At 48.1% G+C, this 22,198-nt stretch carries 20 protein-coding genes and 1 other RNA gene; 17 read left to right on the top strand and 4 right to left on the bottom strand.

Annotation, left to right across the window (positions count from 1 at the left end; genetic code table 11):
- Positions 1 to 89: 89 nt before the first annotated feature.
- From V6Z81_01675 to tilS, 17 genes are all read left to right on the top strand, one after another.
- Positions 90 to 1,163 (top strand): mannose-1-phosphate guanylyltransferase/mannose-6-phosphate isomerase, encoded by a 1,074-nt coding sequence (locus V6Z81_01675; protein ID MEG9861206.1) that lies wholly within the window; start codon positions 90 to 92, stop codon positions 1,161 to 1,163.
- A complete protein-coding gene (locus tag V6Z81_01670) occupies positions 1,163 to 2,317 on the top strand; it encodes an AGE family epimerase/isomerase (protein ID MEG9861205.1) in 1,155 nt (384 codons plus the stop codon). The genes V6Z81_01675 and V6Z81_01670 overlap by 1 nt, the downstream gene beginning before the upstream one ends.
- A 96-nt stretch (positions 2,318 to 2,413) precedes the next feature.
- Entirely contained in the window at positions 2,414 to 3,649 is a 1,236-nt protein-coding gene (locus V6Z81_01665; protein MEG9861204.1) for a lytic murein transglycosylase, read from the top strand.
- Positions 3,650 to 3,720: 71 nt separating this feature from the next.
- Positions 3,721 to 3,877, top strand: a non-coding RNA gene (ssrS, locus tag V6Z81_01660) — 6S RNA.
- Between the two features lie 25 nt (positions 3,878 to 3,902).
- Positions 3,903 to 4,547 carry a 5-formyltetrahydrofolate cyclo-ligase gene (locus V6Z81_01655; protein MEG9861203.1) on the top strand — a complete coding sequence of 215 codons (645 nt, stop codon included), beginning with the start codon at positions 3,903 to 3,905 and terminating at the stop codon, positions 4,545 to 4,547.
- Between the two features lie 72 nt (positions 4,548 to 4,619).
- Positions 4,620 to 5,366, top strand: a complete 747-nt coding sequence (locus V6Z81_01650) for a YebC/PmpR family DNA-binding transcriptional regulator (protein MEG9861202.1) — start codon at positions 4,620 to 4,622, stop codon at positions 5,364 to 5,366.
- Between the two features lie 88 nt (positions 5,367 to 5,454).
- On the top strand, positions 5,455 to 5,964 hold the full coding sequence (gene ruvC, locus V6Z81_01645; GenBank protein ID MEG9861201.1) for a crossover junction endodeoxyribonuclease RuvC: 510 nt from the start codon (positions 5,455 to 5,457) through the stop codon (positions 5,962 to 5,964).
- Positions 5,965 to 5,977: 13 nt separating this feature from the next.
- Positions 5,978 to 6,577, top strand: a complete 600-nt coding sequence (gene ruvA / locus V6Z81_01640) for a Holliday junction branch migration protein RuvA (GenBank protein MEG9861200.1) — start codon at positions 5,978 to 5,980, stop codon at positions 6,575 to 6,577.
- 65 nt (positions 6,578 to 6,642) lie between these two features.
- Complete coding sequence (ruvB, locus tag V6Z81_01635; protein MEG9861199.1) at positions 6,643 to 7,731, top strand: Holliday junction branch migration DNA helicase RuvB; 1,089 nt, start codon at positions 6,643 to 6,645, stop codon at positions 7,729 to 7,731.
- A complete protein-coding gene (gene ybgC / locus V6Z81_01630) occupies positions 7,731 to 8,207 on the top strand; it encodes a tol-pal system-associated acyl-CoA thioesterase (GenBank protein MEG9861198.1) in 477 nt (158 codons plus the stop codon). Before ruvB ends, ybgC begins: the two co-directional genes overlap by 1 nt.
- A 28-nt stretch (positions 8,208 to 8,235) precedes the next feature.
- A complete protein-coding gene (gene tolQ, locus V6Z81_01625; GenBank protein ID MEG9861197.1) occupies positions 8,236 to 8,994 on the top strand; it encodes a protein TolQ in 759 nt (252 codons plus the stop codon).
- Between the two features lie 2 nt (positions 8,995 to 8,996).
- Positions 8,997 to 9,428, top strand: a complete 432-nt coding sequence (locus tag V6Z81_01620; protein MEG9861196.1) for an ExbD/TolR family protein — start codon at positions 8,997 to 8,999, stop codon at positions 9,426 to 9,428.
- Between the two features lie 29 nt (positions 9,429 to 9,457).
- Entirely contained in the window at positions 9,458 to 10,123 is a 666-nt protein-coding gene (locus V6Z81_01615; protein ID MEG9861195.1) for a cell envelope integrity protein TolA, read from the top strand.
- Between the two features lie 28 nt (positions 10,124 to 10,151).
- Positions 10,152 to 11,594, top strand: coding sequence for a Tol-Pal system beta propeller repeat protein TolB (gene tolB / locus V6Z81_01610; GenBank protein MEG9861194.1), 1,443 nt, complete (start codon positions 10,152 to 10,154; stop codon positions 11,592 to 11,594).
- A 222-nt stretch (positions 11,595 to 11,816) separates the two neighbouring features.
- Positions 11,817 to 12,356: a peptidoglycan-associated lipoprotein Pal gene (gene pal / locus V6Z81_01605; GenBank protein MEG9861193.1), complete on the top strand. Its 540-nt coding sequence runs from the start codon at positions 11,817 to 11,819 to the stop codon at positions 12,354 to 12,356.
- A 224-nt stretch (positions 12,357 to 12,580) separates the two neighbouring features.
- The gene (gene ybgF, locus V6Z81_01600) at positions 12,581 to 13,447 is read left to right on the top strand and encodes a tol-pal system protein YbgF (GenBank protein ID MEG9861192.1); all 867 of its coding nucleotides are present in this window, start codon (positions 12,581 to 12,583) and stop codon (positions 13,445 to 13,447) included.
- A 9-nt stretch (positions 13,448 to 13,456) separates the two neighbouring features.
- Positions 13,457 to 14,860 carry a tRNA lysidine(34) synthetase TilS gene (gene tilS / locus V6Z81_01595; GenBank protein MEG9861191.1) on the top strand — a complete coding sequence of 468 codons (1,404 nt, stop codon included), beginning with the start codon at positions 13,457 to 13,459 and terminating at the stop codon, positions 14,858 to 14,860.
- 690 nt (positions 14,861 to 15,550) lie between these two features.
- Here tilS and V6Z81_01590 read toward each other — a convergent pair.
- The 4 genes from V6Z81_01590 to V6Z81_01575 all read right to left on the bottom strand — a co-directional run bounded on the left by V6Z81_01590 (position 15,551) and on the right by V6Z81_01575 (position 22,132).
- Positions 15,551 to 16,075, bottom strand: coding sequence for a molecular chaperone DjiA (locus V6Z81_01590; GenBank protein ID MEG9861190.1), 525 nt, complete (start codon positions 16,073 to 16,075; stop codon positions 15,551 to 15,553).
- Positions 16,076 to 16,477: 402 nt separating this feature from the next.
- Positions 16,478 to 20,212, bottom strand: coding sequence for a methionine synthase (metH, locus tag V6Z81_01585; GenBank protein ID MEG9861189.1), 3,735 nt, complete (start codon positions 20,210 to 20,212; stop codon positions 16,478 to 16,480).
- Complete coding sequence (gene metF, locus V6Z81_01580; GenBank protein ID MEG9861188.1) at positions 20,212 to 21,117, bottom strand: methylenetetrahydrofolate reductase [NAD(P)H]; 906 nt, start codon at positions 21,115 to 21,117, stop codon at positions 20,212 to 20,214. Before metF ends, metH begins: the two co-directional genes overlap by 1 nt.
- Positions 21,095 to 22,132 carry a metalloregulator ArsR/SmtB family transcription factor gene (locus V6Z81_01575; GenBank protein ID MEG9861187.1) on the bottom strand — a complete coding sequence of 346 codons (1,038 nt, stop codon included), beginning with the start codon at positions 22,130 to 22,132 and terminating at the stop codon, positions 21,095 to 21,097. Before V6Z81_01575 ends, metF begins: the two co-directional genes overlap by 23 nt.
- Positions 22,133 to 22,198 lie beyond the last annotated feature (66 nt).

Genomic DNA, 22,198 nt, shown 5'->3' with positions numbered 1-22,198 from the left:
CTCAAGACAAAGTAGATATCTTTTAGCATAATCCCACAAGAGTGCGCTATACGGGTTGAGCCAAGAATAGAGGATGAGACTTCATTATTATGATAATAATTCAGCCTGTTGTGCTGTCTGGTGGTGCGGGAACACGTCTATGGCCCGCCTCTCGTGCGGCACAGCCTAAGCAATTTCTACCCTTAACCGGTGATATGTCCTTGATGGAGGCTACTCTTCAGCGGATTTCTGTTCAAGGATACCGTCCAGCTTTGATGGTAGGCAGTAGAGCACATCGTGACTCGATGGCTCAGATTGTAGCCGCGATGGATTATAATCCTGGCGGCTATATTCATGAGCCGATAGGACGTAACACAGCGGCGGCTATAGCCCTAGCAGCAATATATTTTGAACAACAGGATACGGGTGAAACGGTTTTGCTGGTTATGCCTGCCGACCATCATATTCCTGATGAAGCGGCGTTTCATGCTGTTGTTGCCACGGGCGCTACGGCAGCCGATGAGGGATTGATGGTAACATTTGGCATAAGACCAGATAGGCCGGAGACGGGTTACGGTTACATTGTAGCAGAGAAAGGCCAAGAGATAGGGGGCGCTTTGCCGGTTGCACAGTTTTTAGAAAAACCCAGCAAAGAGAAAGCGTTGAGTTTAATTGAGGCTGGTTCGTGTTATTGGAATAGTGGCATTTTCATGTTTCGCGTTGATATCTTGTTGGGAGAGATGTCACGTCATTGTCCAGATATTCTAGAGACCTGTCGCAGGGCGTTTGAAGCAGGGGTTATGGAAGCAGATGTTTTATCTCCTGACGAGGCAATGTTTCAGGATTGTTCTTCCCTACCCCTTGATATTGCGGTGATGGAGCGCACAGATAAGGCAGTGGTGATACCTGCTGATATGGAGTGGAATGATGTGGGGTCATGGCAGGCGTTGTGGAGCATTGCTGACCATGATGGAGAAGGCAATGCGGTGCGAGGAGATGTGATGTTGGAGGATACGTCAGGATCTTATGTTCATGCAGACCATCGTTTGGTAGTTCTTGTAGGGCTGGATGATATGGTAGTGGTGGAAACTGAAGAGGCGGTGTTGGTAACCCAACGTGATCGGGTGCAGGATGTTAAAGCCATAGTGGAGCGTCTTAAAGCGAGCCACCGTGATGAAGTATAATGGAGCAGGGAGTACAAACGGGTGAATTGAGTAAAGTTGCGCAAGATGTGCGCTGTTGGCTTGAGAAAGTAGCTTTGCCATTGTGGGCTCGTGCAGGTGTAAATCCAGAGCACGGCGGGTTTCGGGAATACCTTACCCGTGAGGGGGACGTTGAGGATGGGGGTATTACACGCCTTCGGGTTCAGGCACGACAGATTTATGTATTTAGTCATGGCGCGATGCTTGGGTGGTCTGAGGGACTTGAGGGTGCACGGCGGGGATTTGAGTTTCTCATTTCTTATGGTTGGCGTGAAGATTCAGGGGGGTGGTGTCATCGTTTGACAGCAGAGGGTACGGTCTATGATGGGCTACGAGATACGTATGACCATGCTTTTGTTTTGCTTGCATTAGCTTGGTATTACCGAGCGAGCAGGGATGATAGGGCATTAGCGTTGATTAGACGTACATTATTATTTTTGGATACGCATCTTTTAGACACCACCCACGGTGGTTATCGGGAGGGATTGCCTGATGAGGGGCACCGTCGTCAAAACCCTCATATGCATTTATTGGAATCTATGGGTGCTCTCTATGAGGCTACCGGTGAGATTGATTATATAGTTCGCTCTGCTGAATTGGTGACGTTGCTGGAGCGACATTTTCTTGATGCTGACAAAGGAGTACTGCGGGAGTTTTTTGCAGAGGACTGGCAGCCTATACAAACGGGAAAGGGTGAGATTTGGGAGCCGGGCCATCATTATGAATGGGTCTGGTTGTTGTGGTGTTGTAAGCGCTGGAGTGTGCCGTTTTCTTCAGCGCTACCAGATAGATTATTTCAGTTTGCTGAAGAGCAGGGGATTAATTCTACAACTGGCCTTGTGTGGGATGGTGTGGGGTTAGATGGTACGATACGTGGCCCAACTCATCGGCTGTGGCCTCAAACAGAGCGCTTGCGTGCACTTATTGTGCGATATAAGGCAGGTCAGACAGAGGCCAGCGCGATAACGGACTTTGTTGAAGCTCTATTCAGATATTACTTAAATGATCCTCTTGTGACGCCGGGCTTGTGGGTGGATTGTGTTGACGCTGAGGGCATGCCTATGGGGCATGTTGTGCCAGCAAGTACGTTTTATCATTTGTTTGGAGCGTTCGCGGCCTTGATGAGTGTGGCCTGATGGACTGAGAGATCTGTTGAACTGCTCTAAATTATTACGGGTTTGTTATGGTATTATACGCCTGAGTTTTTCATGAAACATGGTATGCTATTGCTCATGGTAAAAAGACATGTTTTGAATGTAATTAACCTTTGGGGGGTTTTGACTTTTGGGAGTTTATTAGGTTGCGGATCTTGTGATGCGGGTGCGGTTGTGCCTGAGCCACGCCGGTCATTGGAAGAATGGCGTGCTGATTTGCGGCATGATGTTATAGTGGCCAATATTCCGGACTCTATATTTGACGAAGCCATGAAAGGTTTTGAGCCGGATGATAGAATCATAATAGCTGCAAAAACTCAACCTGAGTTGACAGTTGCGATTGAAGATTATCTGGAGCGAGCGGTTTCTTCTACTCGCATTGCCACCGGACAGAACATGATAGCGCACCATAGAGATTTGTTTGATAGGCTAGAGACTCATTATGGAGTAGATCGCTACATTCTGGCGGCTATATGGGGCATTGAAACCAGCTATGGCAAATATCAGGGACGATATAATGTGGTACATGCTCTAGCAACGCTAGATTATGAAGGGAGACGGCGCACTTTTGCTCGCAAGCAGCTGATCGCCGCTTTGCAGATTTTGAATCAAGGCCATATAGCCCCTGAACATATGAAGGGTTCATGGGCAGGCGCTATGGGGCATCCGCAATTTATTCCCACAAGCTATCATGCCTATGCGCAGGACTTTGATGGGGTTGAAGGTGAAGATATATGGGGGTCTATTCCCGATGCGTTGGCCTCTGCCGCTAACTATTTAAAAAAATCCGGATGGCGAACAGGACAACCATGGGGCTATGAAGTGCACGTGCCAGAAGGATTTGAGTATTCTCTAGCTGATAGTGTTGTCCACAAAAACCTTCAAGAGTGGGATGCACTGGGAGTTTCTCCTTACGAAACAGATAGTGAAGGCAGAGTGAGAGAGCATACTGCATCATTGTTTTTACCAGCGGGGCATCGGGGCCCGGCTTTTCTGACATTTGATAATTTCCGCGTTATCTTGCGTTATAATAATTCTACGTCGTATGCGTTGGCGGTGGGTCATTTGGCAGATAGGCTTCGGGGTCGTGATATAATTCGGGGACGCTGGCCAGATAATGCTAGCCCACTTAAGCGGGAAGAACGTAAAACCTTGCAGCGGCTTTTGTCAGCGCAGGGATATGATATTGGCGCAATTGATGGCATCATTGGCACTAAGACTCGGGCGGCTATTCGTCATTGGCAGAAAGCTCATGGCGAACCAGCAGATGGCTTTCCAACGGTGCTGACGCTAAACAAAATTAAAAACGATTAGATTAGCTAGGCATTCATCACTTTATAATGATAGACTTGTGATTGTTAAGATGAGTTTTTCGTCTTATCTGTGTGGTGCTGCTCGGTTCGCAAGGAGCTATAATAATACTCGGGGCCTTACGATCCCATAGGGAGCTGTCACTGGGAGAGACCGTGGTCTCCTTCATACGGCACCCACCTGTTTTTCAGGTCTCGGGTTTCGCGCTTCAACGGCCAGAGCGGCATCGCGCCTTTGGTCTTTCTCATATTTGATTATGCCCCATTTCTTTTCAGGTAAAGACTCAACACCGTCGCCGATCCCTATCACGCACTTGGAGAACGACCGCGCCCAAGCCCGCACACAAGCACGGAGACTACGCAAACAGGCCGCACGTCGGCTTGGGTTGAGTTTTGGGAGAGCATCACGTTTATTGATGCACCAGTTTCAAAATGCAATTAGAATGCGGCAGACTATGCCGTCTGTTGTTGCAGGCTATTGGCCCATAGGTTATGAAATAGACCCTCGCCCTTTGATGGGTTGGCTTGCCTCTCGCGGTGTGGGCTTGGCACTCCCGGTTGTAATAGAACGGGATGAGCCGTTGATGTTTCGCGCATGGCAAAAGGAGGATCCTCTTGTGCCTGATAGTTTAGGCATTATGGCGCCTGTGCAAGATGCAAAAACTGTAGTGCCTCACATTATATTGACTCCCCTGCTAGCCTTTGACGATGAAGGGTTTCGCTTAGGGTATGGGGGCGGTTTTTATGACCGCACCCTTAAAGAATTGCGCAGGACAAGGAATATTGAGGCGGTAGGGTTGGCTTTTTCGGCACAATACAGAGGCCTACCTCCCCGTGAGCCTTATGATGAGCCTTTGGATATGGTGGTAACGGAACGCTGGAGTCTTGATAGTCGGTGTTAAGGGGTGTGATGGACGGGATGCGCTGTGCTAGTTTTTACAGGTAGGACGTTTTATAATACTATTAAAATTACTATGGCGGGCCATTCCAAGTTTAAAAATATCCAGTTTCGTAAGGGAGCGCAGGATAAAAAACGTGCCCGTGTGTTTTCACGGCTGGCGCGAGAGATAACCGTTGCTGCCCGTCAGGGTGCACCCCGTCCTGAAGATAATCCCCGCTTACGCACCGCCATACAAGCGGCGAGGGCCGCCAACATGCCAGGGGATAATATCCAACGGGCCATTAAACGTAGTTCTAATTCTGATACGGCCAACTATGAAGAGGTGCGTTACGAAGGCTTCGGCAACCATGGGGTTGGCGTTATCGTGGAAACCTTAACGGACAATCGCAACCGAACAGCAGGAGACATTCGGTCAATTTTTTCAAAATATGGGGGATCTTTAGGAGAAAATGGCTCGGTGTCTTTCATGTTTGACCATGTGGGAGCAGTGGTTTATCCCTCAAGTGTGGCGAGCGCTGATGATATGTTGGAAACTGCTATTGAGGTGGGAGCAAATGAATGTGACTCAAGAGAGGGGCTGCACGAATTATTTTGTGCTACCGATAGACTCCATCAGGTTGCAAAAGCGCTGGAAGATCGTTACGGCGAGCCGCAATCTGCAACTCTTGTGTGGAAGCCCCAAAGTACCGTTCCTTTGGATGAAGATGCAGCTAAGACCCTGATTGCCATGTTAGATGCCTTAGACGATAATGATGATGTGCAAACCTTTCATGCTAATTTTGATGTGCCTGATGATGTGCTGGAAAAACTTTCTTCTTGATGCCTTTTTGCTGCAGAAATCATTTTTGTTGTGAAAAAAATTGGGCAAGCCAAGAAACTCAAAGGGGTAATTTTATTAGGATAGGCCTATGAAAGTGCGGCGTATTTTGGGTCTTGACCCGGGGTTAAGAAATACCGGATGGGGCGTTGTAGACGTAAAAGGCAATCAACTCATCCATGTAGCTAATGGTGTGATTGTGCCGGATGCATTGATCAGTGTGCCAGAGCGCCTTGCTTTGTTGGCGGAGGAGTTGGAGGCGATTCTTGACCAGCAGCATCCTGAGGAAGCGGCAGTTGAAGGCTTGTTTGGTAATCGCGATATAGTCTCAAGCCTCAAATTGGGACAAGCGTGTGGGATTTGTCTTATGCTACCGGCACGGCGACAAATACCGGTAGCAGAATATCCGCCCAATGTTGTCAAAAAGGCCGTAACCGGCTCCGGGCATGCACGTAAAGCACAAGTGAGTCTTATGATACGCCAGCTCATGCCTAAGAGTTCACCCCAAAGTGATCATGCAGCGGATGCCTTAGCCGTTGCAGTTTGCCACGCCCATAATAGCCCCATCCCAACACCAGTGGCGGGAAGCAGTGCAGCATGATTGGTAAACACAAATGATTGGTAAGCTGCGAGGCCTTATTGATGATGCTGGTGATGATTGGCTGATTATTGATGTTGGTGGCGTGGGATATCACGTCATTTGCTCAGCACGCACGCTACGGGATTTGCCTAAACGAGGGGAGGTGGTCTCTCTGGCTATTGAGACATACGTAAGAGAAGACCAACTGCGCTTATTTGGATTTATTGATGAAGCAGAGCGGCATTGGTTTCGGTTATTGCTGAATGTGCAAGGGGTAGGGGTGCGGGTAGCTCTGGCTCTTTTGGGCATTATGTCTCCAGATGAATTATCTACTGCTATTGCTGTGGAAGATAAACCGGCGCTGGTTCGCGCACCAGGTGTTGGCGCACGGGTAGCCCAACGCATTACCTCAGAGTTGAAAGACAAGGCCCTTCCTGTTATGGATAACAAGGGAGTAGTGGCGGTTGGTAATAACCGTTCTCGTATCATGCGAGAAGCTGTGTCGGCGTTGGTTCATTTAGGTTATTCCGAAACTCAGGCGTCATCCGCTATTGCAAGCGCTATGGGAACCCTTGGCGCAACCGCTGAAACGAAACAACTTATTCGCCAAGGATTACGTGATCTCTCTGTGTGAATGGGGGCGTGCGCCAATGAGGGAGAGATTATGATAGTACAAACCCAAGCGAGCGAGACGACCTTGTGAGCAGACTGGTAGACTCAGCTTCCATGATGGACGAAGAGGGGGGGACTTTGGCATTACGTCCTCGGCGGTTGGCAGCTTTTATCGGTCAGCCGCACTTGCGCAATAATTTATCTATTTTTATCGAGGCCGCCCAAGGGCGCGGCGAGGCCATGGATCATGTGTTGCTGGCAGGACCGCCCGGATTGGGCAAAACAACGCTGGCGCAGATTATTGCAGGCGAGTTGGGGGTTAATTTTCGGGCCACCTCAGGACCAGTGATTCAACGGGCAGGGGATTTAGCAGCAATTTTGACCAACCTCGAGACACACGATGTGTTATTTATTGATGAGATACATCGTCTTTCTCCAGCGGTTGAAGAGATATTGTATCCGGCCATGGAAGACTTTCAGCTAGACCTTGTTATTGGCGAGGGGACTTCGGCGCGTTCTGTGCGCATTGATTTAGAACCCTTTACGCTGGTTGGTGCTACCACCCGCTCCGGTCTTCTAACAACTCCCTTGCGGGATAGGTTTGGTATTTCTCTTCGGTTGGATTATTATAACATAGAATCCTTGCAACAGATTATCAATCGGGGCGCGCGGATTTTAGGGATTGACGTAGCCGACGAGGGGGCTTCAGAAATTGCACGTCGGGCGCGGGGAACGCCTCGGGTGGCAGGGCGGTTGCTACGTCGGGTACGGGATTTTGCAGGCGTTGCTGGTAATATGGTCATTGATGAGGGGACTGCCCGTCAGGCTTTGCATCAACTAGAGATTGATGAGTTAGGCCTTGATTCAATGGATCATCGCTATCTTTACTGTTTGGCTACCAAGTTTCAGGGAGGTCCCGTAGGGGTTGAAACTCTTGCCGCTGCTCTTGGAGAGGCACGGGACGCTATTGAAGAAATGATAGAGCCTTATTTGATGCAGAAGGGATTTTTAAACCGCACACCGCGAGGACGATTGCTGACAGAGGCAGCATTAGCTCATCTGGGGTTGCCCCCTATTCCCTCATTAGGGGGTGAGAATCAGGATGGGTTGTTTGATGAGAAAGAGACGCAAAACTCTACCGGAACAAACAGAGACACAAAAGATACAAGTGTGTGATGTCTGGTGGAGAAGAACAGTGGCCTGATATCGCCGGACAGATTAAGTCCAGAAGGACTAAGGAATACGTTCATATGTTGCCGGTGCGTATCTATTATGAAGATACGGATTTCTCTGGCGTTGTGTATCATGCAAATTATCTGCGCTATGCAGAGCGGGGTCGTTCGGATTTTTTGCGCCTCGTTGGAAGAAGCCATCAACAGATGTTGGCGGAAGAACCTCCTCTGGTTTACACTGTTCATCGAATCACCATGACTTTTCATCAACCTGCCCGTATTGATGATTTGCTGGAGGTTTGTACTCAATTTAATAGAATCACGCGGGTGCGACTGGTTATACAGCAGACTATATGGCGCGGTGAAACCTTGATATGGAGCGCAGATATCACTGTCGCCTGTGTTGATTTTGAAGGACGATTGAAACGACTGCCTGATGCTTTATATCATTGTTTATCGCCTTACGCATCTACATCGTGACAGAGATTTAATCAGTTAAGAGGACATAATGGATCCTGATGCCGTTATTGTAACCGAAACAGTTCTTGCTGGCACTCAACACGGAGACCTTAGTTTATGGACGCTTATTTTGCGTGCCGATATTGTGGTCCAGGCGGTTATGTTGGGTTTAGTTTTTGCGTCTATTTGGACATGGGCTGTTGTTTATGAAAAAATGCGCCTGATAAGGAGGTTGCATAGACAAGCCGTAGATTTTGAAAAAATATTCTGGGGTGGGCGTTCTCTAGATAAGTTGATGAAACAGATTGATGCTTCGCATGCCCATCCTATGGCAGCTGTTTTTGCGAGCGCTATGACTGAGTGGAACCATCTTAAAAAGGTGGTCTCCGATCGTCCGTCTTCCGGGTCTGTTTCTGATGGGTTGGGAGGCAATGTTGAACCTATCGCTCATGTTGGAAAAGTGATGGAGTTAGTAATTGAACGCGAATTAGAGCGCCTTGAACAACGATTATTGGGGTTGGCTACGGTTGGTTCTGTCGCGCCTTTTGTTGGATTGTTTGGAACAGTGTGGGGCATTATGAATAGTTTTCAATCTATTGCTCTTAATCAGGATACGAGTCTGGCGGTGGTAGCCCCGGGCATTGCTGAAGCATTGCTAGCAACAGCGCTGGGTCTTTTGGCAGCTATTCCGGCGGTGATTTTTTACAATCGTCTGAATAATGAAATTGCGTCTTACCGGCAACGTTTGGAAAACTTTTCTGATGATGTGGCAATTATATTGTCTCGAAGTCGGGTTGGAGTATCCTAACAATGCCTTCGCGTTCTATGCGTCGCGCCATAAGACAAGCTACGCCCATAACCCAGATTAACGTAACACCTTTTGTAGATGTCATGTTAGTACTGTTGATTGTGTTTATGGTCACAGCACCCTTGTTGGCTGTTGGTGTACCAGTTGATTTACCAAAAAGTGATGCGCGCGCTTTGGTAGATGCGGGCGATCGTTTGACGCTTACTATTGATGCTGAGGGCGATATTTACCTCCAAGAGACGAAGATAGATAAAGGACAGTTAATTCCACGTCTTTTTGCTATTAGTGATAATGTTGAGGGGCATGTTGTTGACCAACGTATCTATGTGCGTGGAGATTTTGACCTCTCTTATGGGCGAATTATGGAGGTGATGGGCGCTCTGAACGGGGCTGGATTTAACAGAGTTGCACTGGTGACCCGTCCAAATCGATAAATGCTACAAAGCAAGGCCGGATTAGTATTATGCGTGGTGGGTATATTTTTTCGGCGCTGTTGCACTTAGCTGTGTTGTTTTTTTCTATTATAGGTCTACCACAGTTGATACCACCTACGTCAGTTTCTCCAGAGTTAATGGTTGAATTGGTTAATGAGGAAGATCTTATTGAGGAGATTGCTGTCCGATCTTTCCAGCATCCAGAGCCAGAGCCAGAGCCTGAACTAAAACGTGAGGCCCCTACACCTCTGTCCAACAAGAAGACAAAATCAAAACGTGAGTTGCCCACACCTCTGACCAATAAGAAGTCAATCTCCACCACTCCACAAAGCGAACCAGAACAACAAAAAGGAACAACCTCGTTAACTGCCAGAGAAACGGTAGACATTAAACGAGCCATTAAGACACAAATGGCGAGATGTTGGGCGGTGCCAAGGGGCGCACCAGATACGGAAACCCTTGTGGTTACGATCAAGATATTCTTAAAGCCAGATGGTTATCTGGCCGCAGCGCCAGAATCTCTGGATAAGGATAGATTGGCATTGGGAAATAGTTATTTTCGCAGTGCTGTGGAAACGGCCATCCGCGCTATACGACAATGTCAACCGTTCGACCTTTCCATCAATGTAGACAAGTATAAAGATTGGCGCGAAATGGTGTTACGCTTTGATCCACGTGCCGTTCTAAACAGATAGGTAGAGAAGAACAGTGAGAAATAGAGTGATGATTAAGACAGTGACAATACATAGTGCTGATTATAACAATGATAATTTGTTAAAGCTGTTGCCGGAGAGGGTGGGAATGGTTTTATGGGGCATGCACCAGCACGGTGTATCAGTTTTTTTATCAGCGATGGCAGGGATGATAGTGATGGTCGGGGTGGTGGGTAACTCAACACCGGCTCATGCTCTCCTTGAGGTTGATATTACAGAAGGACATACGAACCCCTTGACGTTTTCCATTCCAAGTTTTGTAGTAAATAATGCCACAAATTATGGTGCGGAGAAGCGCATAGGTCGGGATATCTCTCGAATTATATCATCAGATTTAGCGGGAACAGGTTTGTTTCGCCAGGTTGACCCTGCCGCTTTTATCGGCAACTCACCAAACATTAACCTACGACCCAGTTTTCCCGATTGGCGGGTAATTAACGTACAAGCCCTAATCTTAGGGCGCGTTGTGAGTGAAACAGCATCAACTATGCGGGTTGAAATACGGTTATGGGATGTGTTCACTGGTCAAGAACTCGCAGGCATTCAATATCAGACCGAGAAGGATAATTGGCGACGGGTGGCACATCTAGTAGCGGACGAAATTTATCAGCGTATTACCGGCGAGGCAGGATATTTTGACACACGCATCGTCTATGTGGCAGAGACAGGGCCAAAAGATGACAGGATAAAAATCCTCACTGTTATGGATCAAGATGGCTTTAATCCCCAACCTCTAACTGATGGTCGTCTGCTAGTGATAACCCCGCGGTTTAGTCCAGTGGATCAAGAGCTTGTTTACATGGCCTATGGCCCTAACGGACCACGGGTTTATCTATTGGATGTTGCAACCGGACACCAAGAAATTGTAGGCGACTTCCCTGGCATGACGTTTGCCCCCCGTTTTATGCCTGATGGCGAGCATGTTGTGATGAGTGTAGAGGACGATGGTAGTTCAGACATTTATATTATGGATTTGGAAACTAGGCGGGCGAATCGTCTAACAGCGGGGCGGTCTATCAACACTGCCCCCTCTCCGTCTCCGGATGGCAAGTTCATTGCGTTTGAGTCAGACCGCGGAGGAGGCCAGCAAATTTATGTGATGGGAGTGGATGGCTCAAACCCTCGGCGTATCAGCTTTGGGGAAGGTAGTTATGGAACGCCGGTCTGGTCACCACGGGGAGATTTGATTGCCTTTACTAAGCGGTCTAAAGGGCAGTTTCTGGTTGGTGTTATGGAGGTAGATGGCACAGGGGAGCGGATATTGGCGAAAGGGTATCATAATGAAGGGCCCAGTTGGTCACCGAATGGACGGGTATTAATTTTTTTCAGAGAAACACGGGGAGAAAATGGCGGCCCCGAACTATGGACGGTGGATGTGACCGGACAAAATCTCCGCCAGTTGCCAGCCCCTACGTTTGCCTCTGACCCGTCATGGTCACCGCCAGCCCCCTGATTTTATGGTATATTTCTGCAATTTTTGACCATTAGCAATTTTTGACCATTAATTAGAGAGGTAAGTGAGTGGTGTTCACCTCTACCCGACAGGGTTGCAACTTATGCACTTTCATAATGGGCTGGGAGCCCTATGCAGAAGCAATAAAGACGTGTTATACAGGAACTCGCATGTCTGCCTGAAGTCGGCTGGCAGAGCCTGAGATTTGTAGGAGCAATTGTAATGAAACAAAATCGCGCGAGCGTACATCTTTTCTTGTTATCGATTGTTCTTGTGTTGGCAACAGCTTGTGCTTCCTATAAACCGCAAGACCAATCAAGCCAAAAACAAGACCAGTCAGAACAAAATACTGGAAGCACGTATGGCACGGGTTTGAGTACAGGCGTTGAGTCAACATCCCACGCACCAAGTAGTCAAGGTGATTTGGGGGCTAACGTAGGCGATAGGGTGTTTTTTGCGCTGAACCGTTCTGATTTGAGTCAAGCGGCACGTAGCATTCTTGGTCGTCAAGCGGCCTGGTTGAAACTCAACCCCAATGTTCGTGTAACCCTTGAGGGTCATGCCGATGAAAGGGGAACACGGGAGTATAATATCGCTCTGGGTTTGCGGCGTGCTAACTCGGTTAAGACCTATCTTTCGGGTCTAGGAATCTCGCCCTCTAGAATGCATACCATTTCGTATGGTAAAGAGCGTCCTGTAGCTTTGTGTAACCAAGAGCGTTGCTGGAAGCAAAACCGTCGGGTGGTTATGGTAGTTAACTGATGTGGGTTCAGTTTTCTCTGAGCTACGATCGGTTGTTGATGAAAAAGAATAGACGTTTTACTTTTTGTTAGTGACCCCTAATGCCGATTCTCAATGTATGAGAATTTATGGTTGTTTGTGCGAGAATCAAAAGAGTGGCTACGAGTGTAAAAATCCCATTGACCATCAGGGGGTGGTTTGTACTCATATGTTTCCTTTCTGGGTTGGGCTATACAGCAGGAATTGTGGAAATTAGAGCCCAAACAGAGCTACAACAACCGCGCTGGATTGACGATCAATTTCAATCTTTGCAGCAACAACAGACACAACAGCCACCGCTAACAACAGGCACTTCGCTGAATGACTCTTTTATATCTCAGGAGAGTCGAGTGGTGGCGGATACAGTGGCGCGCATTGAGGAGTATGAAAGGGCTCTGCGCGAACTAACAGGACAACTTGAAGAGTTGCGTAATCTTGCGAATCTGACTGCTGCAGATAGGGTACGTCGCGAGAATGATACGGATTTGCGGTTGCAGGATTTGGAAGAGGCCATTCGAGATATAAGAGTGCAACTAAGCACTGTGTCTAGCTCAGGCGCAGCTGCATATCAGGGTGACCAGAAGAGTGTAGAGATTTCAGATGACTTGGTGACGGGGACGGAGGACGTTTCTGATGTTGGTACTGACCCGCGCGCATTAGGCTTTGTTTCCCAAAGTGCTTTGTTATCGGGTGTTCCGACTACTGATTATGAAGAGGCCCTAAAACTTTTACGGCAACGCAATGTAGACCGTGCTCAAGAAATGTTGCAGACCTTTTTGGTACAATACCCCAATGATAATTTGACCGGGAATGCTTTCTACTGGCTGGGGGAAACTTATTACGTTCAAGGGGATTACCAGAAGGCTGCGGATAATTTTCAAAGCGGATTTGAGCACAACAATAGAGGCAATAAGGCCCCAGATAATTTATTGAAACGTGCCATGTCACTGGCTCGTCTAGGACAAGTTAGCGAAGCTTGTCAGACATTTGAGCGGCTACAAATTCAATATCCAGAGGCAGATCTTTCCATTCAGCAACGCGCTAATTTAGAAAGTCGCCAAAACAAGTGCTAGGGGGCTTACATGATAACTAGAAAAATGGATAGATTAGGTAGCACGTTACTTAATGACCAACCCCTGAACAGGGTGCAGTTTGATACCATCATGGATGAATGTCCGACATGTGATCATTTGGCCGTGGCCATATCAGGGGGTGCGGATTCGCTGGCTTTGTTGTTGTTGCTAGTACGGTGGCGGGAATCACAGAAGTGGCAAGACAGTCATAAAAGACCAAACCTTATAGCACTCACGGTAAACCACGGTTTACGGAAAGGGACGGAGGCAGATACCCATCATGTAGCGGCTTTGTGTCAGCAATGGGGAGTGCCTCACCATGTGTTGCGCTGGATAGGCTCTAAACCTCGCTCCAACATTCAAGCAAAAGCGCGAGAGGCTCGTTACCATCTCATGATGGAATGGTGTGACCGTGAAGGGGTTGAGGTGTTGGGGTTGGCTCATCATCTGGAGGATCAAGCGGAAACGGTTTTGTTACGTTTGGCACGGGGGAGCGGTGTGGATGGTCTGGCAGCTATGGCACGCATGACACCTGCTAGCAGTATAGGAAGGAATAACTCTGTTGTGTTGTGGCGACCCTTGTTGGGAATTTCTCGTGCTCAGTTGCGGGCAACCTTGAAAGAGGGGGGGGTGAGTTGGCGAGAAGACCCCACCAATAATGATACAAGCTTTGCTCGTGTGCGCATGCGAGCCTTGATGGGGAATCTGGCTGATGAGGGATTAACTCCGGCCCGCCTTGCAGCTGTAGCGCAGGTTATGGCACGGACGCGGAAGTCCCTTGAGGTGAGTACACAGGATGTTTTACGCAAGGCGGTAATTTTGGAAGAGGCGGGTTATGGATGGTTGACTCCATCTCATTTTAGTGATGTTCCCGATGAAATCAGTTTAAGGGCTTTGGCTATTTTGTTGATGACAGTAAGTGGGAGTCGATATAGGCCACGTTTATCACGGCTTGAATCTCTACATGAGTGTCTAGTTAAAAACCCAGCGTCTGTGGGTGAGGGCCGCACGCTAGCAGGATGCCGTCTTGTGTGGCGGGATAGCAAGGTGTTGGTCTTAAGAGAGGCTACAGGGGCATTGCGCGCGCCTCCTCTTCGTTTAACTTCTCATGGACGTGGCATTTGGGATGGGCGCTATGACGTGGCATTGCAGGGGATAAGTGCACGCCCTATAGAAATCCGCGCTTTGGGAACCTACGGTTTTAAGCAGTTGGTGCGAAGGGTTGGGATATCCCCACATTTTTTCAAGATTCCCCCTTTTGCGCGATCTAGCTTACCAGCGTTATGGCGGGAAGATAAAGTACTAACCACTCCCTGTTTAGATATGGTGTGCGAGGAGTATAAAGATTCCGCCCTTGAGATTAAGCTACGCCGTCCGCTTGGGTTGGACAACGTGGGTTGTAGTGCACTTTGACCAGATCCGCCAACAAAAATTAGGGGAACGACATACTTTAGTGGACGGATTCCCAGTAAGGCCTCCAGAATACTAACGTTTTTTAGTCGGTTAAATTTTCTCAAGGATCTTAATCCTGAAATATGTGGAGGCATCTGTGAATATGGCGGGAGAGAAGTAAAAATAAAGCAAAAATCATTCTGTTATCTTGCTCCAGAGCGCCAGCGGCGATACTGGGTGGCCCGTTTTGCTGGTTGTATGGCCTGCAACTCTAGCGATACAGGGTAATGTATTGTTGAGTTTTGAATTTTGGTATACGGCTACGGTAGCGGATGTTGAGTCCACTCTCAAAAGCAATGCCGATATAGGTACCCAACTACTCTTGGTTGGACGCCTCTTCATTTTTCAGTGGGTAGGATAAACACACCAGGAGGTGGTGGAAGTGCTACTGAATCGCGAGGCTAACCCGCAGGCGAGAGACCAGCGGGGAAAAACGCCGTTTGACTATGAAAAGAAAAAGGAAGTGCTTAAAGGGACTAAAGCATACCAGCTTCCAATTAGGCTCAATACCGGTAAAATAATGCAGTAACGGGGCGTATCAAACTTTCCACTATGCCTGATGACATTTTCCACTAAAGTATATAATTACCTTAGTTTAGTATTTTGCTCATGAGATGATAGCATTATGTGCTATAATATCACTTTGATAACTCAGAGTATTTGATAGTCAAGAGGATTAGGGCTTGTTGAAACAACTCCTCTGACACGCCTCGGGCTATCCAAGCGGTCAGGGTGATTTTCCCTCACCAAATGCCGCCACGCCTCACGCACAGACTCAAGGCTAGTTCCTGACTCTAACTCCAAAACAAGATAAAGGCTTTCCTCCACCAACCCCATATGGCTCGCATAGATACGCTGAAACTCAGCATGAGAGAAACCAAAAACCTCAGAAACTCTTACCAAAAAAACTTCTTCATGGGAGTCAATCCCGCTACCATCTGCCAACGCAACATGAAAAAGTCCCGCAAGAACATCCTCCAAAATGCCAATCTTATCACTATAGAAACGCATAATCTGACTCGCATAGGCTTCATATCCTACAACACCTTGCTGTGCTAAATACCAAAACTGCTCCACTCGTTTTTCTTGTTCAGGAGGCACCCGCAATACATCATGAAAGGCACAGATTTCATTATCACTTACTGTTCCATCTGCCCGAGCCATCTTTGTGCACAGAGAAAATCAGAGCGATAGTAAAAAATAATCCGATCACGATCTGGTGTTGTGTAACCAATCACATATAGAGATATAATTCTCTATCACACTTCCTTTACTTTATGGTAGTGATAAAGAATACATCAGATTTGCAAGATTTAAGGAGACTGATACAGAAACTGCATCATGGCGGGCCATGGACAGAGCAAGACACAGAAAAGATTGAAAGGGTTTTCACTAAAAACCACAATAACTTGGCGTAAAAAAACCAAGTTAAGTAAAATCTATCCAGCGCAAATGGGTATCCGCTCTATCTATGATAAAAACTGGCCCATTAAAGTTCAAGGCACGTGAGGCTCTTGAACTTATCACTAATACTGATTTTCCTTCAATCCCCCCCGTGAATGCCTATCGCTAACCAAACTAGGCTGCAGCTGATTGATTGGGCGTATAACTCAAAATATGCCCAAGCCAACGCTCCACTTCGGCTACCGTCATACCCTTCCGAACAGCATAATCCGTTACCTGATCCCGGTCTATACGGCCAACTCCAAAATAGACGCTCTCTGGATGACTGAAATAAAGCCCGCTCACCGAAGAGCCCGGCCACATAGCCAAATTTTCCGTTAAACGAATTCCCGTGTGATATTCAGCGTTCAACACATCAAATAAGAGACGTTTTTCCGTGTGATCCGGCTGCGCCGGATAACCTGGTGCTGGACGAATACCCTGATAGGCCTCAGCAATAAGTTGCTCATTAGTCAACACCTCATCAGTAGCATAACCCCAGAACTCGCGGCGCACTTGCTCGTGCATACATTCAGCAAAAGCTTCCGCCAAACGATCTGCCAGAGCCTTTGAGAGAATAGAATTATAGTCATCACCATTATGCTCAAAACGCTGAGCTACTTCATCCTCGCCATGACCGGCTGTCAGCGCAAAACCCCCAATATAATCGCGCAAACCCGTTTCTTTGGGCGCTACAAAATCTGCCAAAGCCAAATTAGGCCGCCTACCACCACGACGCATCATTTGTTGCCTTATAGTATGAAAAACACCAAGACACTGCGTACGCTCCTCGTCGCCATAAATCTCAATATCATCACCAACACTATTGGCGGGCCAAAAGCCGATAACACCACGTGCTGTCAACCAACCCTCGCTAATCATCCGCCGCAACATGACGCAGGCATCGTCATACAGTTGCATCGCCGTAGGACCTACAATATCATCATCCAAAATAGCCGGAAACGTCCCAACCAATTCCCATGTCCTAAAAAACGGTTGCCAGTCAATATAACGCTCTAGCTTCTCTAAGGAATAATTATCAAAATGCCGCACTCCCACAAAAGAAGGCTGTAGTGGCACATAAGCCGCCCAATCGGGCGTCAACCGGTTGGCACGTGCCTCCACTAGAGCGCACCGCCCTACCTCCTCCTGAGCATTACGATAACGGGTAGCGAACTCATCATAATCGTGAGCGATGGTATCTACATAATCCGCACGTTTATCCGGCGACAACAGACTCGCTACAACCCCTACCGCACGACTCGCATCAGGCACATAAACCGCCTGACCCCTCCCATAGCAAGGATGTATCTTAACCGCTGTATGAGCTAAACTTGTCGTAGCCCCTCCAATAAGCAACGGAATATCAAAACCTTCTCGCTGCAACTCTGAGGCCACAGCACACATCTCATCCAGACTTGGCGTTATAAGCCCCGACAAACCAATTATATCCACATCATGTTTACGGGCTGACGACAAAATATCCGGCAAAGGTGTCATCACCCCTAAATCAATCACTTCGTAGTTGTTACACTGCAAGACAACCCCAACAATGTTCTTGCCAATATCATGTACGTCTCCCTTAACAGTGGCCATCAAGATACGACCTGCAAAATGCCGATTCTCGCCCTTGCCTTCCTCCTCCTTCATATAAGGCAACAAAACTGCAACCGCCTGCTTCATAACACGTGCACTTTTAACTACCTGAGGTAAAAACATTTTTCCCTCACCGAACAACTCGCCCACAACATTCATGCCATCCATCAACGGACCTTCAATCACATGCAATGGACGTTCTGCTGCTTTGCGAGCCTCCTCTACATCCTCCTCTACAAACTCGCCAATACCATTGACCAAAGCATAAATAAGCCTCTCTTCTGCCGACTTGTCACGCCATGAAACATCCCGCACCTGCTTGCTAGCACTGTACCCACCATACGTCTCCGAAAAATCAAGCAAGCGATCGGCGGCATCTGACCGTCGATTAAACAGCACGTCCTCAATTCGCTCCCGTAAATCATCTGGAACGTTTCCATAAAGCCCCAGCTGACCTGCATTGACGATGCCCATGTCCATGCCCGCCGCAATCGCATGATGCAAAAAGACCGTGTGCATAGCCTCCCGTATTGCATCATTACCTCGAAACGAAAATGACAAATTAGATACCCCACCCGATACATGAGCATGGGGAATCTTATTGCGTATCTGACCTACAGCTTCAATATAGGCTTTGGCATACTCATTATGTTCTTCAATACCGGTAGCAACGGCAAATATATTGGGATCAAAAATAATATCTTCCGGTGGAAAACCCACTTTCTCCGTCAGCAAACCATAAGCACGAGAGATAATCTCCATCTTGCGCTCAAGCGTTTCCGCTTGCCCTTGTTCATCAAAAGCCATCACAACCACTGCCGCCCCATAACGCAACACAAGAACCGCTTGCTCAAGAAAAACCTTCTCACCTTCCTTGAGACTGATAGAGTTCACAATCGCTTTACCCTGCACACACTTAAGACCGGCCTCTAAAACCTCCCACCTTGATGAGTCAATCATCACTGGCACACGCGCAATATCTGGTTCACCGGCAACAAGATTCAAAAATCGCGTCATAGCTGCAACAGAATCCAACATCCCTTCGTCCATATTAACATCAATGATCTGAGCACCATTTTCCACCTGCTGGCGGGCTACCTCTAGGGCAGCATCATAATCTCCATCAGTAATAAGCTTGCGAAACCGTGCCGAGCCGGTCATGTTGGTGCGCTCCCCTATATTAACAAAGGGAATATCTCCCGTCAGAGTAAACGGCTCTAACCCTGAAAGCCGCAATAAGGGTACAAAATCCGGCACAGAACGTGGGGCAACATTTTTTACCGCCCCACAGAGAGCACGAATATGCTCGGGTGTTGTCCCACAACACCCACCGACCAAATTAACGAGCCCTTCACGTGCAAACTGGCCCACATGCTCTGCCATTTGATCCGCAGTTTGGTTATACTCACCAAAAGCATTGGGTAGCCCAGCATTGGGATAGATGCTCACAGGAACATCTGCCACCCGTGACAAATCAACAAGCCAAGGGCGTAATTGCTCTGCCCCCAACGCACAGTTCAAACCTACCGCTAAAGGACGTATATGACGGATGGAATACCAAAACGCCTCTACCGTCTGACCAGAAAGAGTACGCCCCGACTTATCAGTAATCGTGCCCGACACAATAACTGGTACGCGCCATCTCATCTCTTTAAACACATCCGCAACTGCATGAAGTGCTGCCTTAGCGTTCAACGTGTCAATAATAGTCTCCACCAACAACAAATCCGCACCGCCCGATAAAAGCCCCCGCGTAGCCTCCTCATAAGCAACCCGTAACTCATCATAGGTAATATTGCGCGCACTAGCGTCGCTTACATCCGGCGACAAAGATGCCGTACGAGGTGTCGGACCCATAGCCCCCGCCACAAAGCATATCTTCTCTTTGTGGTGCTCCATAAAAGCATCACACGCCTGACGCGCTAAACGCGCCCCCTCATAATTCAACTCATACGCAAAACCCTGTGTGCCATAATCAGCCTGAGCCACACTTGTCGCTGAAAACGTATTAGTTTCTACAATATCCGCACCCGCTTCAAGATAAGTCTGATGAATGCCCTCAATGATATCTGGTCGCGTTAAGGTGAGTAATTCATTGTTTCCCTTCAGATCACAGCGCCAATCAGAAAACCGTGTTCCTCGATAATCTCCCTCCTCAAGACCGTGTCCCTGAATAAGAGATCCCATCGCTCCATCCAACACCAAAATACGTGAATTCAAACGCTGTACTAGCGCTTCAGTGCGTTTTGCCTCATTGGAACAATCCTGAGCCATTATTCATTTCTATTCGCTGTTGATAAATCATGCAAAGAACACAGTGAAGAGGCCTCCACACCAATAGATTGACAAATAGCAGACACGATTTCTGCTCTATTCAGAGTATAAAAGTGAAGCATTGTAATACCATGTTCAAGAAGACGTTGGCATTGCTCAACTGCCATGCAAACAGCCATTTGCTTGCAAGCCTCTGGCTGATCTTCGAGCCCCTCATATCTACGGGTTAACCAATCTGGCACACTGGCTCCACAACGTCTCGCCATGCGAGCCATGCCGTTAAATTCGGTCACCGGTAGTAAACCTGGTACAATAGGTATCTCTAAACCCGCTGCGCGTACTTTATCGCGGTAGCGCAAAATATCATCCGTCTCAAAACAAAACTGAGTTATCGCTCGCACCGCACCTGCCTCTACCTTGCGCCGCAGCAGTTCAATATCAGCCGCCATAGACGATGTATCCGGATGAACTTCAGGATAAGCACTAACACTAATTTCACTTACACCTTGATTGCGGATACCAATTATCATCTCAGGTGTTGAGGCATAGCCCTGCTCATGAGAGTTGTAAGAACTGCCATCGGGCATATCACCGCGCAGGGCGACAATGTGAGAAATACCCGCATCGCAATAATCTCGCACGATGGCATCAATCTCATCCCTGCTAGCCGCAACACACGTAAGATGAGCCGCGACCGCTAAACTTGTTTCCTTGTGTATCCGTTTGACCGTCTCATGAGTGCGGGTGCGGATATTGCCCCCTGCACCATAAGTAACAGACACAAAGCGAGGGCTTAAAGGCACAAGGCCTTCAACCGCTTTCCAAAGGCGCACCTCCATGGCCTCACTGGAGGGCGGAAAAAACTCAAACGAGAGTTGCACTTCATCCATAATTATTGATTTCAACCTTATGAACACCCTCATGATAGGCGCGCGGTACCCTTACCGCACGACCTTGTCGCTTGCTGGCCCAGATAACAACCTTCAAAGGATTTTCGCCATTATTATCAGATAAAGAACGCATCTCTATCAGTCCGAAACCAGCCTCACGCATCCACGCCGCTACCTCCTCAGCGCGAAACCCCAACCGCCGATGAGCATGCTCTTGACGTAAAAACTCCAAATCATGAGGTGCATAATCCGCTACCACCAATCGTCCCTTCTTTGGTCGCAACAATCGACCCGCCTCTCTAACAGCCCCCGCCGGATTATCCAGATAATGCAACACCTGATGCATCACTACTAAATCTGCCACATTATCCGCTAGAGGCACGTTATAGATATCGCCATGACGCACCTGACAATGACCTAGATCTGCCCGTTCCAAATTGGTACGCGCAAAAAACAGCATTTCATGACTGACATCAAAACCAATACCTTGCTTTATTCGTCCGGCAAACGTCTCCAACATGCGCCCCGTACCCGTACCCAAATCCACCATGACATCAAAGTGCGCCTGCGAGGCCATCTCTAACATAGCCTCCTCAACAGAAGCCTCTGACACATGAAGTGCCCGCACTCTATCCCACGCAGCAGCATTGCTCCGAAAATACGCAGCCGCCTGAACCGCCCGGTCATGACGCACAGCCGACAGACGCCCTTCATCACGCCGAACAATATCGTCATCCGTTTCTACCCAACCCACCAGAGAGCGCACAATCTCTCCCATCACTGCCCTATCCGCCAGTCGATACAAAACCCATGTCCCCTCTCTGTGGCGCACCACGAGACCCGCCGCAGCAAGACATTTAAGATGACGACTCACACGAGGCTGACTCTGGTCCAAGACACGCGTAAGCTCACTGACCGTCAATTCACCATGAGACAGAATGATCAGAATACGCAGTCTGGTAGAATCTCCCACAGCCCTGAGCGCCGTTAGCAATGTGTCACTGTGTAGTTTGCCATCATTATTCTGCATATTATCCTGTTACCTATTCTGTTCCTCTATCTCTCTAGCAAACATAAAGACATACTTATATGGTAA

It is taken from the genome of Parvularculales bacterium (assembly GCA_036881865.1).
Taxonomy (GTDB): domain Bacteria; phylum Pseudomonadota; class Alphaproteobacteria; order JAPOUT01; family JBAJNM01; genus JBAJNM01.
The sequence above is the reverse complement of the archived record's forward strand: the minus strand, read 5'-3'. Positions and strand labels throughout refer to the sequence as shown.